Genomic DNA, 21,799 nt, shown 5'->3' with positions numbered 1-21,799 from the left:
CGAGCTTATGCAAATAGATTTAATCAGATATATTAAAAAAAAGTATCTGATTATTTTTTTTGAAAATTTGATCGATTAATATTTCAATTTCACAACAATTTCCCATGTACCAGTCTCAAATATTGCAAAATCAAACCAATAGTTAAAATATTTACCGATAGCGCTACTATTGTTATACATATCAATACGCTGACCCCAAATAGGAATGCCCTGCCCAGCTGGAAGCCCACCAATAACCGGAATTGGCATTCCCGCAACCTCGATCTCTAACCGATCAGAAAATTCAGTATAACTTGTAATTTTTTGCAAACCTAAATTATGCCAGTCTTTCAAATTTGGATTTGCAGCTGTACCGTATTCGTACCCTAATAATGTTTTCGGATCTATTGCTGTACCGTCTTTCCTTAATGTTCTAACGATCAATTTATTACCTGTGGATTGCACTTTTGTAAACGTTACATCAATACCATCTATACCATCAACACCTGAAAATTGATAAGAATAAGGGCCAGCAGGAGTTGTGGTAATCCTTAAGGCATTTTTTAATACCTGTTCACCTGAACTATTCTTAACCTTCACATCAATTAAATAAACTCCCTTTGGAAAAATATTAACATCTGTAGCCTCACCATAAATCAGTATCTGCCCGTTTTCTGGTTTTATATCTATAGCAGGCCTCCTTACTTTATACCTTATGGCATCAATTTGAGACAGGTCTTTTTCTAAACCCGTTGGAGTTGCGGTCCAAAAGTACGTATCAACTTTATAGTTCATTAGATCTGTAAGTAATTTTCCTGATTCATCGTGTATGGCTTCAATACTAAACTCAAGCGGTTTTGTAGATTCATCAGTGGCTAAAGCCGATGAGGTATACAGCCCTCGACCTGTTATTACTGTTACTGAAGGGTTAGGATATTTTATTGCCGGACTTAAAAAACCTGTTGTATCATTTTTTTTGCAGGAAACGAAAAAAGCCATGAGTAACAAAAGTATAGCAACCTTTGTTTTAAATATTTTTTTCATATCAATTGAATTAATTATCATTAGTTCTAAAATATTTGAGTTTTAGCCCTGCACTAAAATTACCACCTCTTGCCAATACGTGTATTCGGGCGTTAGCCGTTACCAGATTGTGAGTTTGTATTCCTGAGCTATAAACCACTGAATCAACTCCTTTTATCTTTCTATGTTCATAGATCATTCTATAAGCTGATGTTTGTAAAGTACTTCCGGCACTTACACCGCCATCAACACCATAGACTAGTAAACTATCAGTATTATTATCTTTATAGTATTTAGTTTTATCGGCAACCGCCTGCTCTAAAGTTATGTTAGTGTTAGGCACTATAAATCTGTTTAGCAACATCTTTAGCGTGTCTACACCAATTTTACTTAGGGGCCTTGGTGCTTGCTTATCCGAAGGGGTAAAACGTCTTTGAAAACGCATCACACCATCATCAGGCATGGCATATAATGTAATATTCTGTTGGTTAATTAAGGCTTTAGTATTGGTTAAGTTTATAATTTTGATTAGCGAATCAAACATATGATTAGGCCGACTAGCCAAAAAATCGTAAGCACTCATGCTTTTTTCCGATTCAGGTTGGCCAGATAGGCCACCATCCACATAATATTCGTGCTTTTGGCATGCTGATAAAATTAACGCCATTGCAAAGCTGAATACTAAAATTTTAAATGAATTACTTTTCATATTAAATATTTTATCATATTAATTTATACTGTACGATTATTTCCAAAAGTCATTTTGTGTAATTACAAAATTACTTTTCGCTATAATAGTTTGATCAATTGGTAATAACCATGCACCGGTTTCATACCAGTTAGCTGCGGTTATTTTTGAATATTTCGCAAGTTTTCTTGTCCGAACCAGGTCAAAAAAGTATTGGCCTTCACCAATAAGTTCCTTTTTACGTTCCAGCAAAATCGTATCTTGTAAATCACCGCCACTGGTATAAGGTTTAGCATACGCTCTTGCTCTCACTCTATTAAGCAACGTTATAGCTTCTGCAGGTCTGTTAACACTATTGCTGGCCAATGCTTCTGCTCGTAACAAAAGAATGTCTGATAAACGTGTTATAATGATATTAGATTCATTAATGTTCTGAGAAGAAGTGTCACCCTTCAATTGTAGGGTCCTGTATTTTCCAAGATAATATCTGCTACCCGATGTTGCATCATTATTGAATATATCTTTACCTACTTGAAAAGGTTTACCATAAGCTTCTTTTACAAACCATGTAAATCTTCTGGCATCTTTTGTACCGGGTATAAACATTTGATTCATTTGCGCAGTTGTTGGTGACAGTATAAACTTTTCGGTACCACCACCACCATCTGATTGATCTTTATACCATGGCCTGCCCAAAGTACGGTTATACACCCTGTTCTTCTGAACTTCCCTTGCATTTGCATCAAAATTTAATTCGAATATTCCTTCCTTTGTTTTTCCAATAAAAATGCTCACTAAATTATTTGTATCAGCTACCAAAGTATAAGGTCCTCTGGTAATCACGCTATCACACAATTTCTCACAACTGGAATAATCCTGCATCCAACCCATAACATGTGCCTTTATTGCCCAGGCAGCACCTTTTGTAGCTCTTACCGCTATATCATCGGCAGCATAAGAAAGCTGTAGATTGGCAATTGCAACATCTAAATCTGCGTTGATTTGTTTAAAAACATCTGCCTTAGGAGCCCGTGGAATGTTATCCAGATTGATGCTTTTTAGGTTCAATGGTACATCGCCCCAAAAACGGGTTAAATAAAAATAAGTTAAACCTCTAATAAAGCTGGCCTCTCCTATGTGTCTCTTTTTAGTCGCTTCATCATAGGTTGATATTTGAGGAATTTTTTCAAGTATAAGATTGCATTGAGCAATTACTTTGTAAAAATCATTCCAATTGCCTCCGCCATTATTTGTTAATGGAGCAATAGTATTAGTAGCAATAGTTGTTTCTATTTTAGTATTTGAACTTTGCGAATAGCTGGAAAAAGCATCTGCCCGCATATCACCCATTAAAAAAACTTTATCTGGCACAACATACCGCAGAAAAGAATAGGCTGCGGAAATCGCTTTTTCTACATCAGCTGCAGAAGTTATTGCATTTCCTTCGGTTGGAATATCTATTACATCCGGATTTAATATCTTTTTGCATGAGAAAAGTAATGCAAAAGCCATTAATACGACTAATAATATTTTCGATTTTCTTTTAATTAAAATATTCATATCTCTTAAAATTCAAAGTTAAAACCCAAATTAAACTTATTCGGAAGAGGGTACCCATTTCCCTGATCATAGCCATAATAATCTACATTTTCAGGATCGACCCCTGTATATTTGGTGATAATGAAAACATTATTCATCCCCCCATAAACACGCAACCGCCTAACATTTAATTTAGCCAGAAACTTAGGAGAAAAATCATAACTTAAATTTATATTGTTCAATCTTACAAAACTTCCGTTTTCTAAAAACAGATCGGTATTGGTATCGTAGTTACCGATGAAATCATAACTAGATGTTGCATAATATCTCCATGGATTTAACACAGGGTATTTAGCGTTAGTATGTGTTGGTGTCCAAACATCTAAGTCAGATACATCTAAAAGATTTCTTTGACCGTCTGGATAATTCACATTTGTTGTAGCTGTCCAGCTTACTGCCTTTATCCTATCAGCCAATACCGTATTATATACTTTTGCCCCAAAAGAATAATTAAAAAATAAACTTAACTGCAATGTTGAGTTATTTTTAAGCTTATAGCTAAATGTATGCGCTAAACTACCCGTAAATTTAGGATTCGGATCACCACTATATACCTTATCTGCAACCCCTCTAACATCAATTACTCCATCACCGTTTACATCCAACAATCTGATATCACCCGCATGGTATGGGTCCTGAGAGGTAAATCCACTTCCGTTAGGGTAAAGCTTAGCACCCGTATATTTATTAACAGGAACAGAAGCTTCATCAGGATATACACCAAGGTATTTTAATAAATAGAAACCATTTAATGGCTTACCAACCTGCAAGTAAGGTGATCCGCCGGCATAACCACCGCGCGTAACACTGCGTCCAAAATCAGGTAGTTTGGTGAGTACGTTTTTATTTGTTCCTCCGATAAAGGTAACGGAGTATTGGAAGCTTTTCTCTGGTGCGGTAACATAGGCCGTAATTGCTGCTTCGAAACCCGTATTACGCACTGCACCACTATTTATATAGCGGGAAGAATAACCACTTGTTCCATTCAACGCATCTGGAAATAAGAAACCATCTTTATTTTTATGGTAATAATCCAACGTAGCAGTTAACCGACTATTTAAAAATTCTAAGTCTAAACCTAACCCATATTCTTTAGAGGTTTGCCAGGTTAAGTCTGGCAGTGGAATACCATTGCCACCATCGTAATTTGGATATAAAGTTGGGATACCGTTATAGGTTGGAACTGCACCATAACCGGAAGTTCCATTACTACCTGAATTATAAGCTCCTAATGCAAGGTAGCTATCTTGATATTGTTCACCAGCCTTACCTATACTTGCTCTAATTTTACCAAAACTAAACCATTTACCCACATTATTGCTAAAAAAATCTTCTTTGGTAAATACCCATCCTGCTGATCCAGAAGGGAAATAACCCCATTGCTTATTTGCACCAAACTTAGAAGAAGCATCTGCCCGTACTACTGCCTGAAATAAGTATTTCTTATCGTAATTATAAGATAGCCTTGAATAGTATGATAATAAACCATAACCAATATTATGGGTAACTAAGTTCAGATTAGCCTGCGGGTATCCCTGAATAACTTGCTGGGCATCATTAGCACCACCAGTAGCAGATCCAAAAATATTGTCGTTTTGACTTGTATTTATAGAGTTACCTACAACAAAATCAACATTATGCTTTTCTCCAAAAGTGTGGTATAACCGAATAAAAGTTTCACTTAACAGGTTTACATTTTCTTTAGAATAGTACGACGCTGAAGATTTGAGATTTGCATTAACTGCGGATGGAGAAAAACCCCTGGTTCTATAAAAACCGTAATTAGCTGAAGCCCTTGAGGTAACATTTAACCATTTTAATATATCGTAAGATGCCTCGAGTTGGGCTAGAATATTACGCGTCAAATCAATATTTACACCTTTGTTATATGATTCTAAATAAGCATCAAAAAAGCCACTTTCTGGCCCAGGTCTAAAAGATGATGAAAAATTATTTCCAACAACAGCTGCATTATAAGTGTCTCCCCTTCTTTGGCTGGCATCAGTTTGACTTAGGTTTGCCCTTCCAGTAATTGTTAATTTAGTGGAAGGTTTAAATACTCCTGAATAAGTTAACGAGTAACGCTTAAATCCTGAACCAAGGACAATTCCACTTTCATCATAATAATCAGCACCTAAACGATAGCTGGCATTTTCGGTAGCACCACTAATTCCAAGATTTATATTTTTCAGCGTTGCATTTTTGAAAAATAACTTTTGCCAATCTGTAGAATTATTATAGAAACTATTTAAACTATCTGTTAATTCAATAGGAGTATCAGTAATAATTCCGCCTACTTTTGATGCTTTGAAACGGGCAAATTGAGAAATTTTATAATCACGTTCTGCCTTACCACCTAGTGTTTTACGTAATTCTGGATAATAACTTAAACCAAATTGAGAGTTTATACTTACAATTGGTTTACCAATTTTTCCTCGTTTGGTATTAATGATAATTACTCCATTTGCTCCTCTAGAACCATAAATAGCGGTAGAAGCAGCGTCTTTCAATACATCGATCGATTCAATATCGTAAGGACTGAATCCAGACAGCACACTTGTAATGGCCTGGCGGGGATCAGAAGGATTAAAAACATCTTGCTCTAGTGGTACACCGTCAATAATAAATAAAGGCGTACTTACAACATTCGAATTGGCTGAATTGGAAAATGCGGCAACACCCCTTAAGGTGACGTTGCTTCTTCCACCAGGCAAACCCGAATTGTTTTGCACAACCAAACCCGGTACAAGCCCTTGTAATAAGCCTTCTATTGATGCGGTTGGCTGGTTCTGAAGTTGTTCTCCTTTTACGGTATATAGAGCACTTGTGGTCTCATGCTTTTTCTGACTTCCATAACCAATACTTACATTCACCTCTTTCAGGGTTGTATTATCTTCTTTCAAGGTAATATCAATAGTATTTTGTTTCGTAACGGTTCTCTCCGCCGAAACATATCCTAAAAATGAAAACTGTAAAACATCTCCCTCTTCTGCAGATATATTGAATTTACCAGCATTATTTGTTTGAGTCGCTATTTTTTTTCCTTTAACCTTTACCGTAACACCTGGAAGCCCTGTAGATTTATCACTTACTGTTCCTGTAATTATTTTTTGACAATAAGCAATCGTGGTTAGAAAAAATAATGGAATTAGGCTCAAATACTTTAAGTAATTTTTTTGCATATTCTTTTTTAATTAGTTTGTTTTATTTTTTTAATAAGGTTTATTGTTCAATTATTTTATTTCATAGGCATATTTTTGTTAAAGATTAAACATATACATAGGGTGTAAAACCCATTTATGGCTTTAATAGCTTATTTAGAAAGTTTTACCTCTTTTTTAAAGGAAATTGGTAATAATTAGTTCGGATTTATAAAGGCATCAATTCAAATTTGCCGAATTGCAATTCTTCTAAAACATCATCTGTTCAGACACAACTACTTACATTTAGGTACTAGTTTGGATTAGCACTTAACAAATTAGTGTTAATCATTAATACTTGGTTAGACAGTAGAGCGTGTTACAATTAGCAACAACAATTAGTTAAATAAATGGGAAGAGATGATTAGTTCAAATGTTTTTGAAATTCAATTTAGTTAGGATCGAATTTTAAAAACCACTACTATTTCTTTACATGTTTTTTACCAACTGCTGACATAACAAACTTATAAAAAAAAATAACAAATAATAAAAACTTTTTAATTTTTTTAAAAAGGTGATTTTAGCACAAAAAAGGCCTGCAAAAATGCAAGCCTTACATAAAAAATTATAATACAGTTTAATGGATTCCCATAAACAACCTGCTCCATCTTATTTTATGCAGGAAAGATGCGGTACTATCCCAGCTCATCCAAACAAATAAGGCTTTACCTACAATATGGTCTTCGGGCACAAAACCCCAATAGCGCGAATCGGCTGAATTATGGCGGTTATCCCCCATCATCCAATAGTAGTCCATTTTAAAAGTATAAGTAGTGGCCACTTTATCATTAATATACCAAACTCCAGCTTTTTGCTCTACTTTATTTCCTTCGTAAGTTCTAATGGCCCTGTAATACAACGGCATAGTATTGCTATCGATTTTAACGGTCCATCCTTTTGAAGGGATTTTAATTGGCCCAAAATTATCTCTGTTCCAAACTCTGTTTGGATCATTCGGAAAAACACCGCCTTGAACTGGCCCTGGTGCATCAGGACTTAATGTCACTGTTTTTACAAAATCGAAAGTTTTCAGTTTTTCTGCAATTTCTGGCGAGGCATCTAAAATATAGGTATTGGTAGCCACTGCTGGTGCACCTCCTAAATTCAAATTAAATTCGTCAAGCGCTGCATAATTAAAATCCATAGTTTTAAACTCGATGCGGTATGGCATCATACCTGTACTTTTTAATGGCTCATTTTTGCCATTTACATTGGCAATACCGTTACTCATCGAAATCACATCACCCGGAATGCCGATACATCTTTTAATAAAGTTTTCGCGCTTATCTACCGGACGGTCTATTATCGTAAAGGTGCTTCTCACCTGCTGCCGGCCCATGCTACGTTCTAAAGCATAATAACTTTCTGCCTGGTTCTCTACTGCAACTGTATCTCCTTCCGGAAAGTTAAATACCACTACATCGTTTCTTTTAATTTTAGATAAACCAGGTAAACGGTGATATTTCCACTGCACACCATCCCAATAAGCTTTGGTAGAAGTGGTTAAAGGCATCGTATGATGTGCGAAAGGAAAAGCAACCGGGGTCATCGGGATACGTGCGCCGTAATTAACCTTACTTACAAAAAGAAAATCACCGATCAATAATGATCTCTCCATCGAACCGGATGGAATGGTATAGGCCTCGATAAAAAATACGCGGATAATGGTTGCCGCCACTACTGCAAAAATAATTGCATCGGCCCACTCACGGTTTTTAGATTTCACATATTTATGCTGTTGTTTAAACTCTTCGGTTACAGATTCGCCTAAATACTTTACATTTTTATCAAATCCCCATAATGGCAAAACAACGAATGATAATATAACAGTTGCCGCATGCTCCCAAAATTTAAACTTGCCAAAACACTTTACAAAATCTATAGTTACACCAATAGCTACAAAAAAGTTAACAACAGGGATAAAATAAAGAATGATCCACCAAGCTGGTCTTCCTGTTATTTTTAACATCACCCAAAAACTATAAATAGGAACCAATGCTTCCCAACCAGGTCTACCCGCCTTTTCAAAAAGTTTCCAAAGACCTATATATTGTAAAATTATTACCGGAGCTAAAAAAATTAATACCCCAAAAAAATTTGCTAATTCCATTTATTTAAATGTATATGTTTAGTTCTATTCAAAAATATCAGTAATGCTGAAAAATCCTTTTTTATCTTTTAGCCATTCTGCTGCTACTACCGCGCCTAAAGCAAAACCAGCTCTGTTATGCGCCGTATGTTTAATTTCTATTTCATCTACTTCGCTACTGTAAATTACAGTGTGCGTACCTGGAATATTTTCTATTCTATGCGATTCTATCAGCAATTGCTCTGGTTTCGGAAATAATTCAACATCACTTCCTACCACTTCGTTTAACCATTCTTGTTTTCTGTCCAGGTTATCTACAATCCCTTCTGCAAGCGTAATGGCCGTACCGCTAGGCGCATCCAGTTTTTGTGTATGGTGAATTTCTTCCACCTGAACTTCGTAGGCAGGGTAGTTATTCATCAGCTTTGCCAAAGTTTGATTAAGCTTAAAGAATAAATTTACGCCAATACTAAAGTTAGACCCATAAAGCAAAGTATTGTTACTACGGTTACAATCATCTTTTACTTCCTGAAGTTTGCCGTACCAACCGGTTGTACCCACTACTACTGGCACATTAGCATCAAAACAGGCATCGATATTTTTTAAAACTGAATCTGGCGTGCTAAAATCGATAGCCACATCAGCCGACTTTAAATTTTCTCTGGTTAAATCTTCCTGATTATCGATCGTTATTTTTAAAACAATTTCGTGGCCACGTTCTATTGCAAATTTTTCGATAATCTGCCCCATTTTACCATATCCTAAAAGCGCAATTTTCATCTCTTTATAGTGTTTAGTTTCATTTGTGATGAAGCGATCAGATTTTTCACCCCTGGTGTGGTTTGAAAAATCATGATGGTTCCATCTCTTTATATTTTTTCAGTTTCTATTCTTATTTTTTGTCCTTAACCTTAGCAGTTAACTAATAAAACATCACAATTTCAAATGTAATATCCTATATTGAATATCACGAGGGTTTTTCGATATTAAAATGTCAGAGATACTTTTAATGCAGGCGTTGCATTGAAACCATACATCGAATTGGTGTTAATCATAGATGGCATTACCTTAAAAGAAAGGTTATCATCAATATTGAAGAAATGCAACCGGGCTGCAACATAGGCATCTACTATATTGGCGAAATAAACCAAGCCGTAAGAGAACAACACAATCTGTTTATTTCTTCTGTAGGTATCTTTACGCTGGGTGATACCTGAAGTAGAATAACGGCTGCCAAAAGGACCGTTAGGATCGGGCTGATCGCTATGCGAGTCGCGGTACTGCAATTCTGTTAATGCTAAATTGTATTGTTTGCTACTTTCGATGTACGACATGGTAAGTACAGTTACACCACCATAAATAGCCGCAATTTTGCCGCCGGTATATAGCTTTTGAAAAAACTGGCTTTTTCCTGCTCTTGTGCCATAGCCGTCGTTAAGCAACTGCATATTGTACAATTGGCCCCAGCCTGGTATTATCATCGATCTAAAAACAGCTTTTCTACCAGCAACCTTACCCGGATTAACGTATTTGGCTTTCATCGAATCCTTTCTGGTCATCGGTTTTTTAGCCGCAGTATCTAACGATTTAGATAATTTAATTTTCGAAGTATCAGCAGGTTTTAATACCGTATCCTTAACCTGTGCTGAGGCTAAGTTTACAAGAAAAAATGTAAATGCAGCAACAAGTATTAAAAGCTTAGTCTTTTGCATTACCAGTCTAATAACTCTAAAATTCGGTTTAAGTCGTCATCGCTCATAAAAGGAATTTCTATTGCTCCTTTACCGTTCTGGCTAACTTTTAACTTTACACGGGTAGCAAATTTAGAAGCCAGATCATCCTGCAATTTTTGATATTGAAAAGAAACAGCTTTTTCTTTGGGTTTTTCGCTCGCTTTTAAAGGTACATGCTGCAGATTACGCACAAGCTCCTCTACCTTACGTACAGATAGTCCTTTTTCTAAGATTTCCTGGTGAATAAACAATTGTTTGTCAACACCATCAACATTAATTAAGGCTCTTGCGTGCCCCATGCTAATTTTCTGATCGCGGATGGAAGCCTGAATAGCTGGCGGAAGTTTTAACAAACGCAGATAATTGGTAACTGTAGTACGGTTTTTACCAACACGTTCGCCTAATTGTTCTTGTTTTAAGCCTACCTCATCAATCATCCGCTGGAAACTCAATGCTACTTCAATAGCATTCAAATTTTCGCGTTGGATATTTTCGATCAAAGCCATCTCCAACATTTGCTGGTCGTTGGCACTACGGATGTAAGCAGGAACCTGTGTTAAACCAGCTAGTTTTGAAGCCCTGAACCTACGTTCGCCAGAAATGAGCTGGTATTTATTTGCAGCCAATTTTCTAACTGTAATGGGTTGTATTAAACCTTGTACTTTTATCGAATCGGCAAGCTCGTTTAAAGCTACCTGGTCAAACTCGGTACGGGGTTGGTATGGATTGGTTTCAACTTCAGTTAAACTTACGTGACTGATATTGCCAATCTGCTCGGTTTCGCTAACGGCATTTACCTGCTGCTTCGGCGGATGAGCAGATTCGCTATCATCTAAAAGCGCACTTAACCCTCTTCCTAAACCTGTTTTTCGCTGAAAAGATGTCATCTATAATTTATAAAGTTGCTGTTCCTATATTTTCTTCTTCCTTTAAAAGGCCGTTTTTCTTTACAATCTCGCGGGCAAGGTTAAGGTAGTTAATGGCACCTTTGCAATTCGCATCGTGCATAATTACCGAAACGCCATAACTAGGCGCCTCACTTAAACGTGTATTTCGTTGAATAATGGTATCGAAAACCAGTTCGTGGAAATGTGTTTTTACCTCTTCTACCACCTGGTTCGATAAACGCAAACGTACATCGTACATGGTAAGCAAAATACCTTCAATTTCCAGGTTAGGATTTAAACGGTTCTGAACGATTTTTATGGTATTTAACAACTTACCCAAACCTTCCAATGCGAAATACTCACACTGAACAGGAATAATAACCGAATCGGCAGCTGTTAAAGCATTAATGGTAATTAAACCTAAGGATGGCGAACAATCGATAATAATAAAATCATACTGATCTTTGATTTTCTCCAAAACCGCTTTCATTTTATATTCACGGTTGTTCAGGTTAATCATCTCAATTTCCGCACCAACCAAATCAATGTGGGCAGGTAATAAATCTAAATTCGGCGTATCCGTTTTTTGGATGGCCAATAAAGGATCAATGTCATTAATGATACACTCGTAAATACTATCTTTAATGTTCCTGGGATCAAAACCGATACCTGAAGTCGAATTTGCCTGAGGATCAGCATCTACCAATAAAGTTTTGTATTCTAGTACGGCCAAACTCGCAGCCAGGTTTATAGATGAAGTTGTTTTACCAACGCCACCTTTTTGATTTGCTAATGCAATAATTTTGCTCATCTATGTATCCGAAATTTACTTAACGTTTATTTGGGCTGTGTTATTTATGCGTTTTAATTGGCAAAAAGTTCTATTTTTGCGTTGTTTACGGCCTTTTTCACAATCAGCTAAGATACAAACTATATGGCAATTTTAGCAAGAAGCGTATTTGGGTTTTACACATCTTATTAACAATTATCCATGATCACAATTATAGCTGCAACCAACAGGCCCAATAGCAATACGCTAAAAGTTGCTAAATATTACCAAAAGCAACTAAAAGAAAAAGGTGCTGATGCCAATTTGTTCAGCCTCGAACTCTTGCCTATAGATGTTTTGAACACGGATATGTATGGCAAAAGATCAGCAGCCTTTCAAGAAATCCAGAACATGATTAATAACACCAAAAAGTTTTTATTTATCATGCCGGAGTACAATGGAAGTTACCCAGGCGTATTAAAGGTATTAATAGATGCCTGTAATTTCCCTGATAGTTTTTATGATAAAAAGGCTGCTTTAGTGGGAATTTCTTCCGGCAAATATGGGAACATTCGTGGTGTAGATCATTTTACAGGCGTTTGTCATTATATCCACCTTCATATTTTACCTTTACGTTTGCACATCCCGAATATTAAAACCGAGTTAGATGCAGAGGGCAATCTTATCCAAGAAGATACCATCAAGTTCACCAACGAGCAGATAGAAAAATTTATCAAATTCTAATCTTATCCTAAATGTTTCTAAATCTGCTTTCTTAAAAAACAAAATTCATATTTAAAGTTTTTTGTTTTTGAAAAGCCACGCCTGTGTTTCATAGGAACATTTCTCCCTGCTCTTCGCTTTACTCCGTTGCACTCCGTGTTCGCTACGATCAGGTTTAGAAACAGAGAATAGTGCTGTAAGAGCCAAAGAATAATTTAAAGGCGCATTATTTCCGCACTTAGCAACCCCAAATATTATTACTACCCGTGCCACCTAAACCTGATGGAAGCGGCATGCGGTAAAGCGTACAGCAGGGCCGCTTTATCCTAAATGCCAGGAACCTGCTTTCCGAAAAACAAATACTTAATTTTTCCTTTTGAAAAGCAAAACCTGTGTTTCATGGGAGGTTTAGCAAACAAAAGACAGTGCTTTAAACCTTCAGAAAGAATAGTTCAAAATGGTAAAAACCTTTTCATTTTGGAAGGGTTTTTACCCAACTTAACCACAGAAAAACACCATATACAACTAATACACAACAACTTATAAACAAACAAAATGCATTGGCACAACAATTGGCAATAGGCAATTTAGATGCTATTTATTTAACTGGTTGTTATGTAATTTAGTTAATCTGGAAACAATTTTAATTATAACCAATTTTTATCACAAAAAAGAGAGAAATTGCTTTGCGTTACTTTGCGAAAACCTCTCCGCCCTTTGCGGTTAAACTAAAAAGTCATGAAAATAAAAACCAAGCTCCGCCTCGGATTCGGCTTTCTCTTTATCATCGTTTTATCCTTCGGATTAATCGCGCTCTTTTACTTAAATGAGCTTTCCGATAAATCGAAAGTAATTCTTAAAGACAATTACAAATCGTTGAAATATGTTGCTGCCATGCGCAATGTAATCGACCTGAACCAGTTTCCATTAAGTCCTACGCCACTGACTATATTTACCGAAAACCTAAAAAATGAGGGGTTAAACATTACCGAACCCGGCGAAAAAGTAGCTTTCCAGAAATTAGAAGTAGCTTTTAACGCCCTAAACAACTCACAATCGTTGGCCGTTAAAGAAAATAGCATTAAAAATTTACGCATAGCATTGCGAAATATCGAAGAATTGAATATGAAGGCCATTTATGATAAAAATGAATTGGCTAACAAAACCTCATCAAGAGCAAATCTCTATATCATCATTGCGGCGACCTTGAGTTTTATTATCCTCTTTACCTTCATCGTAAACTTCCCGGGTTTTGTAGCCAACCCCCTTGCCGAATTTAGTGCGGCTATTAAGCAGATCAGTCGTAAAAATTATAAACAACGCTTACATTTCGAAAACGAGGATGAGTTTACAGAACTGGCAAACTCCTTTAATGGAATGGTTGTTAAATTAAATGAATGGGAAAACAGTAACTTATCTAAAATTAAATCTGAAAAATCGCGTATTGAAGCCATTATTGCACAAATGCAGGATGCCATAATCGGCCTAAATGAAAAAGGAGAGGTACTCTTTCTAAATCATCTGGCTGCAAAACTAATGAACCTTGATGAAGATAAGGTTATTGGTCAGAACGTGGCCGAACTCATGCAAAAAAACGAGTTACTTAAACGGATCATTAAACCCGAAACAGATGATAATACCTTAAAAATTTATGCTGATGATAAAGAATCTTACTTCCTGTTGGAAAACCGCGAAATCATCATCCCAAATTATGAAGAGCAGGACGAAAATACATTAATTGTTTCTTCTAAATCAGCCGGAAGCGTTTATACGTTAAAAAACATTACGCAATTTAAAGAGCTCGATGAAGCCAAAACAAATTTTATTGCAACGGTTTCGCACGAATTAAAAACACCATTATCATCTATCAAAATGAGCCTGAAGTTGCTTAATGATGAGCGTGTGGGCACCATGAACGAAGAGCAACACGAGCTGCTCAATCACATTAAAGAAGATAGCGACAGGTTGCTAAAAATCACCAGCGAACTTTTAGATCTCTCGCAGGTAGAAACAGGCAATTTAAAACTCACTTTTGCCATCACCAAACCCGAAGAAATTGTACGCTATGCAGTTGATGCCGTTAAGTTTCAGGCTGAACAAAAATCAATTCAGCTGGTGCTTAACTGCGATCAGAACTTACCAAATGTGAATGCCGATATACAGAAAACTGCCTGGGTACTGGTTAACTTCTTATCTAATGCATTACGCTATAGTTCCGAAAAATCGAAAGTAATTATCGATGTTTTGCAAAAAGACAATTTTGTTGAATTCTCTGTCCGCGATTTTGGAAAAGGCATTGACGAAAAATACCAAAAAAGATTATTCGACAGGTATTTCCAGGTACCAACCGATGGTCAGAATAAATCGGGATCTGGATTAGGCCTCGCCATTTCTAAAGATTTTATCGAAGCCGAAAATGGAAAAATATGGGTAATAAGTGCCATTGGTGAGGGCAGTAATTTTTGTTTTAGTTTGCCTATTGTAGAATAGATTCTATTTCCTTTTAACCGCAAAGGACGCAAAGTTTTAGGCAGAGTATTACAGAGAATTAAATGAGGGCATTATTAAACAACTAACTCTGTGTGTTCTGCGTACTTCTCTGTGGTTAGAACTTGAAAGACTATACACCTAGCGCTAAACAATATACGGCTCCATTTCCTTATCAATACTTTTACGTAATTCCATTAATTTAATGGCATAACCATGCATGGCGATTTCTTTTTCGGTTTTTGGCTTAAAAGCTGGGATCGCCTTCGGTTGTCCATCGTCATCTACCGCAACAAAAACAATAATACAATGTGTGTTCTTAACAAAATCGGTTTGACCTACTGGTTTAGAAAAAGCATCAACAGCAATATGCATACTGGTTTTACCCGTATAAATAATGCGCGCTTCCATTTTAACCAAATGCCCGATATGAACCGGGTGGAAAAATCTGATTCCACCAACATAAACCGTTACACAGTAGCTTTGGCTCCACTGCAAGGCACAGGCAAAAGCAGCCTGATCAATCCATTTCATCATCATGCCACCATGTACCTTACCTCCATAGTTAACATCAGAGGGTTCGCTTAAAAATTGAAGTTCGATATGGTTTTTGGTTCTGGGCATGGTAATATTTGTTAAAATTGCTTGGTTTTAATGTCTTTGCTAAGATATTATAAAATAAGATATTTTCATGCGATCAGCTGTTATGATCTGTTAAGGTTTTCGGTGCAGTCAGATGTTACCATCTGACTGATAAATAACGTCGTGTCAGTTGGTAACAACCGACACCACATCAATTTCTAAACATAAAATTATTTCGCCATAATACTAATTGCATATCCTCCACCCGGTGCGCAATATTGAGTCAATTTAGTTTTATTGGTTACTTCCATTTTACGTATGGTATAAGCTTTTGGATTGGTTTCATAATTTGCATCCTTAGCGTCAGCATAAATAGTAGCCGTATATTTTTTACCAGGGTCCAAAAAGCTAAGATCGATTTTAGATGTTCGCGCCACCTCATCATTGGTGCGGCCAACAAACCAATTGTTTTTACCCTTGGCTTTACGTGCAAAGGTGATATAATCTCCAGGCTCAGCCTCTAAAACTTTGGTATCGTCCCAATCTACAGCCACATCTTTAATAAACTGAAAAGCATCCATATACTTGTTATATGTTTCAGGCAAATCGGCAGCCATTTGCAACGGGCTGTACATGGTAACATAAAGTGCCAATTGGCGAGCTAACGTACTGTGTACAAATGAAGTATTTTCGGGGTTATAAGCACTTACTTTAGTTTCGAAAATACCTGGCGTATAATCCATTGGCCCACCTATTAAACGCGTAAAAGGCAAAATGGAAGTATGATCGGCATTGTTGCCACCAAACGCTTCATATTCGGTTCCCCTGGCCGATTCGTTCCCAATTAAGTTCGGGTAAGTACGTGCTAAGCCAGTAGGGCGAACAGCCTCGTGTGCATTCACCATAATTTTATATTCTGCTGCTTTTTGAATCGCATACAAATAATGGTTATTTAACCACTGGCCGTAATGGTGCTCTCCCCTTGGGATGATATTACCCACATAGCCACTTTTAACAGCATCGTAACCATTGGCTTTCATAAATTTATACGCTGTATCTAAATGCCGCTCATAATTACGTACCGACGAAGAAGTTTCGTGGTGCATAATCATTTTTATGCCCTTACTTGCCGCATAACGGTGCAGTTCTTTTACATCAAAATCGGGATAAGGCGTTACAAAGTCAAACACATCATCTTTTGTTTTACCAAACCAGTCTTCCCAACCCTCGTTCCAGCCTTCAACCAAAACTGCATCTAAACCATTTTTAGCGGCAAAATCGATGTATTCTTTTACATGTGCGGTATTTGCAGCGTGTTTTCCGTTAGGTTTTGTTTTGGCATAATCGGTTACGCCCAATTGCACACTGGTTAAATCGTTATAGGCCCAGGTACTTTTTCCGGTAATCATTTCCCACCAAACGCCAACATATTTGGTTGGTTTTATCCACGATACATCTTTAAATTTGGTTGGTTCGTTTAAATTATAGGTTAATTTTGAGGTTAAGATATCAGCAGCTTTATCGCTTACCATAATGGTTCTCCAGGGAGATAAACATGGCGCCTGCATATAACCTTTATCCCCAACTGCGTCAGGTGTTAACCAAGATTCTAAAACCATGTTTTTATCGTCAAGGTTTAACGACATTAAAGAGTAGTTGATCAATGCTGCTTCATGGATATTAATGTACAAACCATCTTTACTCTTCATCATCAAAGGTGTTTGTACACCTGTCGGCGAAAAAGTAGTTTGCGATGCATTTGGCGTTATAGCAGCTTTCATTTTGCCACGAACTTCTGACAAGTTTGAAGTTACCGTACTATATTCCTGTGTATCGTAATCGCCAGGAAGCCAAAATGCTTTATGATCGCCAGCTAATGCAAACTGGGTTTTCTCTTCTTTAATTACGAAATAATCTAAGTTTTTTTGCTCAGGGAATTCATATCTAAAACCCAAACCATCGTTAAACAGACGTAAACGCACAATAATATAGCGGTTAGTTTCTTTTTGCGTTAAGGTTATTGCCAGTTCGTTATAATGGTTTACAATTTCTTTTACCTCGCCCCAAACCGGTTTCCAGGTTTCGTTAAATGTGCTCGTTTTGGTATCGCTTATGGTAAAACCGCTCATTAAAGACTTACCCTCTTTAAGTTCAAGCCCTAGCTTGCTGGTTTTAATCACATCCTTGCCTTTATATTTTAGGCTATAAGTGGGTACGCCACCATCAGCCAAAGCAAAACTGGCTATCAGATTGCCATCAGGCGATTTCAAACTCTTTTCGGGAACGTTCCCGAAAACATCCCCAAAAAATAGCAAAGCGCATATTAAAGTAAGGATTTTAGAGCGGTTAAAGGATTGGTTAGATTTCTTATTCATGTTATCATTAATTAATTATTATTATTTATATCACATTAGAACTTTCAGGTTTTGGTCAGTTCAGATATTAATCCGGTTAAAAATTATCCAGACCTCGCAGATTTTTGAAACCTGCAAGGTTTAATCGACAATAAATTATTCTAAAAGCAAGGTATCATCATCCTCATCGGTTAAACTCAACTGCACACTATCGCTACCTGCAATTCCTTCTATAGAACCACGGATATGGGTTGCATTTAACAACACTTTCTCCAATTGTTTTTCACGTGCTTTCCATAAACGTTCCATCGCATCACGCTCTCGTTGTATGGATAGTTTCATACTCATAAAACCCTCTCTTATGGCTTTCCATTGCTCAGAAAACTCCGCCCCCATTAAATAATCGTATAACATGTGCATTTTTTCGCCGCGGTTTTCCTGCGATTTTATTGCACCTGCCAAACGCAAAATACCTTCACGCAATACATAGGCTACAGCATTTACTTCTTCAAAAGAACAGATCCAAACCCCATCACGCTGCCCGAAACAATCCATCCCCTTTGGATAACACTGACTTACAATTACTGCTACATCAATGCCCATACTACGCATATCTTTCTTCAGTTTTTCGATCCAGTCGCCACCAAAATCTTTGGTACGCTTACTTTCGTAAATAATTTTACCGCATTCCTGCCCAAATTGATTACGCACCACCTGCACACAATCTGCCCCACGCACACCTTTGCCAACTTCTTCAATTAAATCGAAAGGATAATTGGTACGGAGCAATTCTTCTAAGATCAACTCCTGCACTTCGCCCTGCAATTGCATACTGCCCTGCTCGGCTTTGCGTTTCATTTCTTCGGCCAATTTTTTCTGGTCGTCGAGCTGTTTTTCTAATTCCTTTAAACGCAATTGATGTTCAGTATCTTTAATGCTATTTTTTTCTGCCTCTTGTTTACGGATCTGTTCTACCAGCTCATTACGCTGTTCTTGCATTTTACGTTGAAAAGCAAGTTCCATCTCTTCTTCCTTCACTTTAAGGCTTTCCTCACGGCGTAAAAATTCCAGCTCTTTTTCGCGGGCTAACTTTAGTTTTTCGGCATTATCTTTCGCATTACCTTCCAGTATTTGCAGTTTTGTTTCAAAATCGGCCGAAATACTTTTACGTAGGTTTTCCTCCAGATTATCTTTAAGCTTAGTTTTCTCTTCGGCAAGTTTAGCCTCAAAAGCTTTCAACTGCTGCTGCTTTTCAGACTCAAAAACCTGCAGCTTACGTTGATATTCTTCATCTTTCTGCCTTGCATAAGCAGCCGCTTTCTCACGTAACTCTTTCTTATAATCTTCGGCCATAGCTTCTTCCATCGGAAAAACATGGGCACAGTTGGGGCATTTTATTTCGGTAGGCATCGATTATTATTTTAACCACCAAGGCGCAAAGCACACCAAGGTTTTTTATTGGTAAAGATATTAAAGCTTTTTATCAATGTATAAACGAGTTTTACACCGTTACCATCAAAGCACTTTAGATCTAATTTCGTGACCGGCGGCCAAAATTTTGCTTACCGGGCATTTAGCCGCAATTTCTTCCAGTCTGATTTTTTGTTCTTCGGTAAGTATTCCTGTACATACAATTTCTTCAAAAAATATGGTTTCTCCATTTTCGGTATCAATATTTACTTCTACCTCAACCTTATCAATAGGCCATGCTTTTCTATCGGCATACATTCTCAGGGTAATGGCTACACACGATGCTAATGAAGCCATTAATAATCCTTTAGGGGCAAAACCTTTATGTGTTCCGCCTAATTCTAAAGGTTCGTCTACTATAATATCATGAGAACCGTTGCTTACCGAACACGCATAATGCTCCTTATTTATTGTTGCTTTAACCATGTAAATTAATTTTTGTAGCCCAAATATTGTGCTTTAACTTTAAACTTAGGTAAAAGTCTGGTCTTTTTTTAAAAATGAATGAAGCTGCTTTAGCAAAAAGCCATTGCTACTGTTCCCTAAAGCAAAAAACATCAAACATTATTATAGGCAAATTGTTGCACTATAAAATCATATGATCATGAAGTACAAAAAGTTAATTGGAAAATATTTAACGCACAAATCTAAAAATAATGCTCAGGTAGCGCTTGCTTTGGTGGCTGGCCTGGCGGTAGGTGCAGTGATTAGTATTTTGTTTGCCCCTGATAGTGGCGCTGGTACCCGTGGAAAAATTGCAGGTGGGGCCAGGAACCTAAGATACGGATTCCAGGATAAATATAATCTTTTAAAAGAGAAGGTATTTGGTGTGGAAGCCATTGAAGAAGATATTACTGCACATGAAGTGCCACACTTTAAACATAAAGTAGCTAAGAAACGTAATTCGGATGTGCAGGAGATTTTAGAAAATGCACACGAAAACGGACAGGTACAGGAAGGGCAAGGATAAAAAATACTAGTTTTACAGGATAATATCTATTTATGATTTTTATCCTCTCGAAGATTTTGCTTTTCATTATTAAACCCATAGTGTGGATTTTTGTGCTTTTGATTTTTGCAGTAGCATCAAAACAAGCTAAACAAAGAAAAAGATATTTAATCTGTGCCTTAATTATTTTCTTCCTTTTCTCTAATGGCTTTATTGTCGGAAAAATAATAAATAGTTACGAAGCCGGCTATCCGAGAGCAGGAAAATACGACATCGGAATAATTCTTGGAGGTTTTTCGGGTTTAAATAAACGAAATAATGAAATTGCTTTTAATTGGGCAGGCGACAGATTGTTCCAAGCCATTGCACTATACAAAAAAGGCCAGATTAAACAACTATTGCTTAGCAGTGGAAATTCAAATTTAATAGATAGACAGGTAAAAGAGGCTGATTTAGCTATTAAATACTTAAAACTGATTGGTATTCCTGATTCTGCAATTCTGATTGAAAACCAAAGTAGAAATACCATTGAAAACGCCAGGTACAGCCTGGCGCTCATCGCAAAAAGGAACCCTAAAGCTAAAGTTCTGGTAATTACCAGTGCCTGGCACATCCCAAGGGCAAAATTAATTTTTGATAAACAAACTAAGCAGAAAATTGAATATTACCCCACCAATTTTTCAAGAAGTACAGAATTTGAACTAAGCGATTTTATCATTCCAAATGCCAGCGCATTAGGAACATGGGAAATGTTATTTAAAGAATGGATAGGCTTAATTGGGATCAAGCGGAAAAGTTGGGGGGAATAAAATAATTTGTTTCTTTGTGGTATTACAACAATTATAACTTCCCTTGAATCAAGCCGAACAAACCCTTATCAGTTTTTTATTACCAGAAGGTATTCTGGATTATTTCGAAATACTTAAAGTAGAAAAAGTGTCAAAAGAGCTTCAGATCTATCTGGAAGAAAAGAATCTAGCTCCCTCTGGCTATCAAATAGCTGAGCTTGAATCAAAGGGCTTTCTTCCAGAAGTTGCCATTCAGGATTTTCCTATTCGTGGTCAAAAAGTGGCCTTACGTATCAAAAGACGTAGATGGACAGTAAAAAAGACTGGGGAGATCATCAGTAGAGATTGGGATTTAGTAAGAAAAGGCGCTCGGATGACTACGGAATTCGGTCTTTTTTTAAAAGGAATATTTGGATAATCATCCCATTAGCTGTTATCATTTAGGGCATTATTTCCAGGTTGATGGCAAACAGCTCCAG

General features: G+C 36.9%; 18 protein-coding genes. 5 read left to right on the top strand and 13 right to left on the bottom strand.

What is annotated here, in order from left to right; genetic code table 11:
• Positions 1 to 75: 75 nt before the first annotated feature.
• The 9 genes from HDC90_RS03985 to HDC90_RS03945 all read right to left on the bottom strand — a co-directional run bounded on the left by HDC90_RS03985 (position 76) and on the right by HDC90_RS03945 (position 12,009).
• Positions 76 to 1,023 carry a DUF5007 domain-containing protein gene (locus tag HDC90_RS03985; RefSeq protein WP_184464095.1) on the bottom strand — a complete coding sequence of 316 codons (948 nt, stop codon included), beginning with the start codon at positions 1,021 to 1,023 and terminating at the stop codon, positions 76 to 78.
• Between the two features lie 10 nt (positions 1,024 to 1,033).
• On the bottom strand, positions 1,034 to 1,711 hold the full coding sequence (locus HDC90_RS03980; RefSeq protein WP_184464093.1) for a hypothetical protein: 678 nt from the start codon (positions 1,709 to 1,711) through the stop codon (positions 1,034 to 1,036).
• Between the two features lie 36 nt (positions 1,712 to 1,747).
• Positions 1,748 to 3,250, bottom strand: coding sequence for a RagB/SusD family nutrient uptake outer membrane protein (locus HDC90_RS03975; RefSeq protein WP_184464091.1), 1,503 nt, complete (start codon positions 3,248 to 3,250; stop codon positions 1,748 to 1,750).
• A 5-nt stretch (positions 3,251 to 3,255) separates the two neighbouring features.
• Complete coding sequence (locus tag HDC90_RS03970; protein ID WP_184464089.1) at positions 3,256 to 6,471, bottom strand: SusC/RagA family TonB-linked outer membrane protein; 3,216 nt, start codon at positions 6,469 to 6,471, stop codon at positions 3,256 to 3,258.
• Positions 6,472 to 7,066: 595 nt separating this feature from the next.
• Entirely contained in the window at positions 7,067 to 8,599 is a 1,533-nt protein-coding gene (gene lepB, locus HDC90_RS03965; protein WP_184464087.1) for a signal peptidase I, read from the bottom strand.
• A 24-nt stretch (positions 8,600 to 8,623) separates the two neighbouring features.
• A complete protein-coding gene (gene dapB, locus HDC90_RS03960) occupies positions 8,624 to 9,358 on the bottom strand; it encodes a 4-hydroxy-tetrahydrodipicolinate reductase (RefSeq protein ID WP_184464084.1) in 735 nt (244 codons plus the stop codon).
• A 206-nt stretch (positions 9,359 to 9,564) separates the two neighbouring features.
• Positions 9,565 to 10,290 carry a DUF5683 domain-containing protein gene (locus tag HDC90_RS03955; RefSeq protein WP_184464082.1) on the bottom strand — a complete coding sequence of 242 codons (726 nt, stop codon included), beginning with the start codon at positions 10,288 to 10,290 and terminating at the stop codon, positions 9,565 to 9,567.
• Positions 10,290 to 11,198 (bottom strand): ParB/RepB/Spo0J family partition protein, encoded by a 909-nt coding sequence (locus tag HDC90_RS03950; protein WP_184464080.1) that lies wholly within the window; start codon positions 11,196 to 11,198, stop codon positions 10,290 to 10,292. The genes HDC90_RS03955 and HDC90_RS03950 overlap by 1 nt, the downstream gene beginning before the upstream one ends.
• Positions 11,199 to 11,205: 7 nt before the next feature.
• Positions 11,206 to 12,009 carry a ParA family protein gene (locus tag HDC90_RS03945; protein WP_167296811.1) on the bottom strand — a complete coding sequence of 268 codons (804 nt, stop codon included), beginning with the start codon at positions 12,007 to 12,009 and terminating at the stop codon, positions 11,206 to 11,208.
• A gap of 180 nt (positions 12,010 to 12,189) precedes the next feature.
• Here HDC90_RS03945 and HDC90_RS03940 point away from each other — a divergent pair, with 180 nt between their 5' ends.
• The gene (locus HDC90_RS03940; protein WP_184464078.1) at positions 12,190 to 12,711 is read left to right on the top strand and encodes an NADPH-dependent FMN reductase; all 522 of its coding nucleotides are present in this window, start codon (positions 12,190 to 12,192) and stop codon (positions 12,709 to 12,711) included.
• Between the two features lie 717 nt (positions 12,712 to 13,428).
• Positions 13,429 to 15,180 carry an ATP-binding protein gene (locus tag HDC90_RS03935; RefSeq protein ID WP_184464076.1) on the top strand — a complete coding sequence of 584 codons (1,752 nt, stop codon included), beginning with the start codon at positions 13,429 to 13,431 and terminating at the stop codon, positions 15,178 to 15,180.
• Positions 15,181 to 15,324: 144 nt separating this feature from the next.
• On the opposite strand, the gene HDC90_RS03930 is transcribed toward HDC90_RS03935, so the two are convergent.
• From HDC90_RS03930 to HDC90_RS03915, 4 genes are all read right to left on the bottom strand, one after another.
• Entirely contained in the window at positions 15,325 to 15,801 is a 477-nt protein-coding gene (locus tag HDC90_RS03930) for an acyl-CoA thioesterase (RefSeq protein ID WP_184464074.1), read from the bottom strand.
• Positions 15,802 to 15,989: 188 nt separating this feature from the next.
• Positions 15,990 to 18,134, bottom strand: a complete 2,145-nt coding sequence (locus HDC90_RS03925) for a glycoside hydrolase family 97 protein (protein WP_255497471.1) — start codon at positions 18,132 to 18,134, stop codon at positions 15,990 to 15,992.
• Between the two features lie 135 nt (positions 18,135 to 18,269).
• Entirely contained in the window at positions 18,270 to 19,523 is a 1,254-nt protein-coding gene (locus HDC90_RS03920; RefSeq protein WP_184464073.1) for a DUF2130 domain-containing protein, read from the bottom strand.
• 105 nt (positions 19,524 to 19,628) lie between these two features.
• Positions 19,629 to 20,009, bottom strand: a complete 381-nt coding sequence (locus tag HDC90_RS03915) for an OsmC family protein (protein WP_184464072.1) — start codon at positions 20,007 to 20,009, stop codon at positions 19,629 to 19,631.
• 178 nt (positions 20,010 to 20,187) lie between these two features.
• Here HDC90_RS03915 and HDC90_RS03910 point away from each other — a divergent pair, with 178 nt between their 5' ends.
• Genes HDC90_RS03910 through HDC90_RS03900 form a run of 3 tightly spaced genes read left to right on the top strand, consistent with a single transcriptional unit; the run spans position 20,188 to position 21,738 of the window.
• Entirely contained in the window at positions 20,188 to 20,553 is a 366-nt protein-coding gene (locus HDC90_RS03910) for a YtxH domain-containing protein (protein ID WP_184464071.1), read from the top strand.
• Between the two features lie 32 nt (positions 20,554 to 20,585).
• Positions 20,586 to 21,341, top strand: coding sequence for a YdcF family protein (locus tag HDC90_RS03905; RefSeq protein WP_184464070.1), 756 nt, complete (start codon positions 20,586 to 20,588; stop codon positions 21,339 to 21,341).
• A 43-nt stretch (positions 21,342 to 21,384) separates the two neighbouring features.
• Positions 21,385 to 21,738, top strand: coding sequence for a transposase (locus HDC90_RS03900; protein ID WP_184464069.1), 354 nt, complete (start codon positions 21,385 to 21,387; stop codon positions 21,736 to 21,738).
• The last annotated feature ends 61 nt before the right edge of the window (positions 21,739 to 21,799 follow it).

The organism is Pedobacter sp. AK013 (genome assembly GCF_014205835.1).
Taxonomy (GTDB): Bacteria; Bacteroidota; Bacteroidia; order Sphingobacteriales; family Sphingobacteriaceae; genus Pedobacter.
Note: the sequence above shows the minus strand (reverse complement) of the source record. Positions and strands in the feature narration are given on the sequence as shown.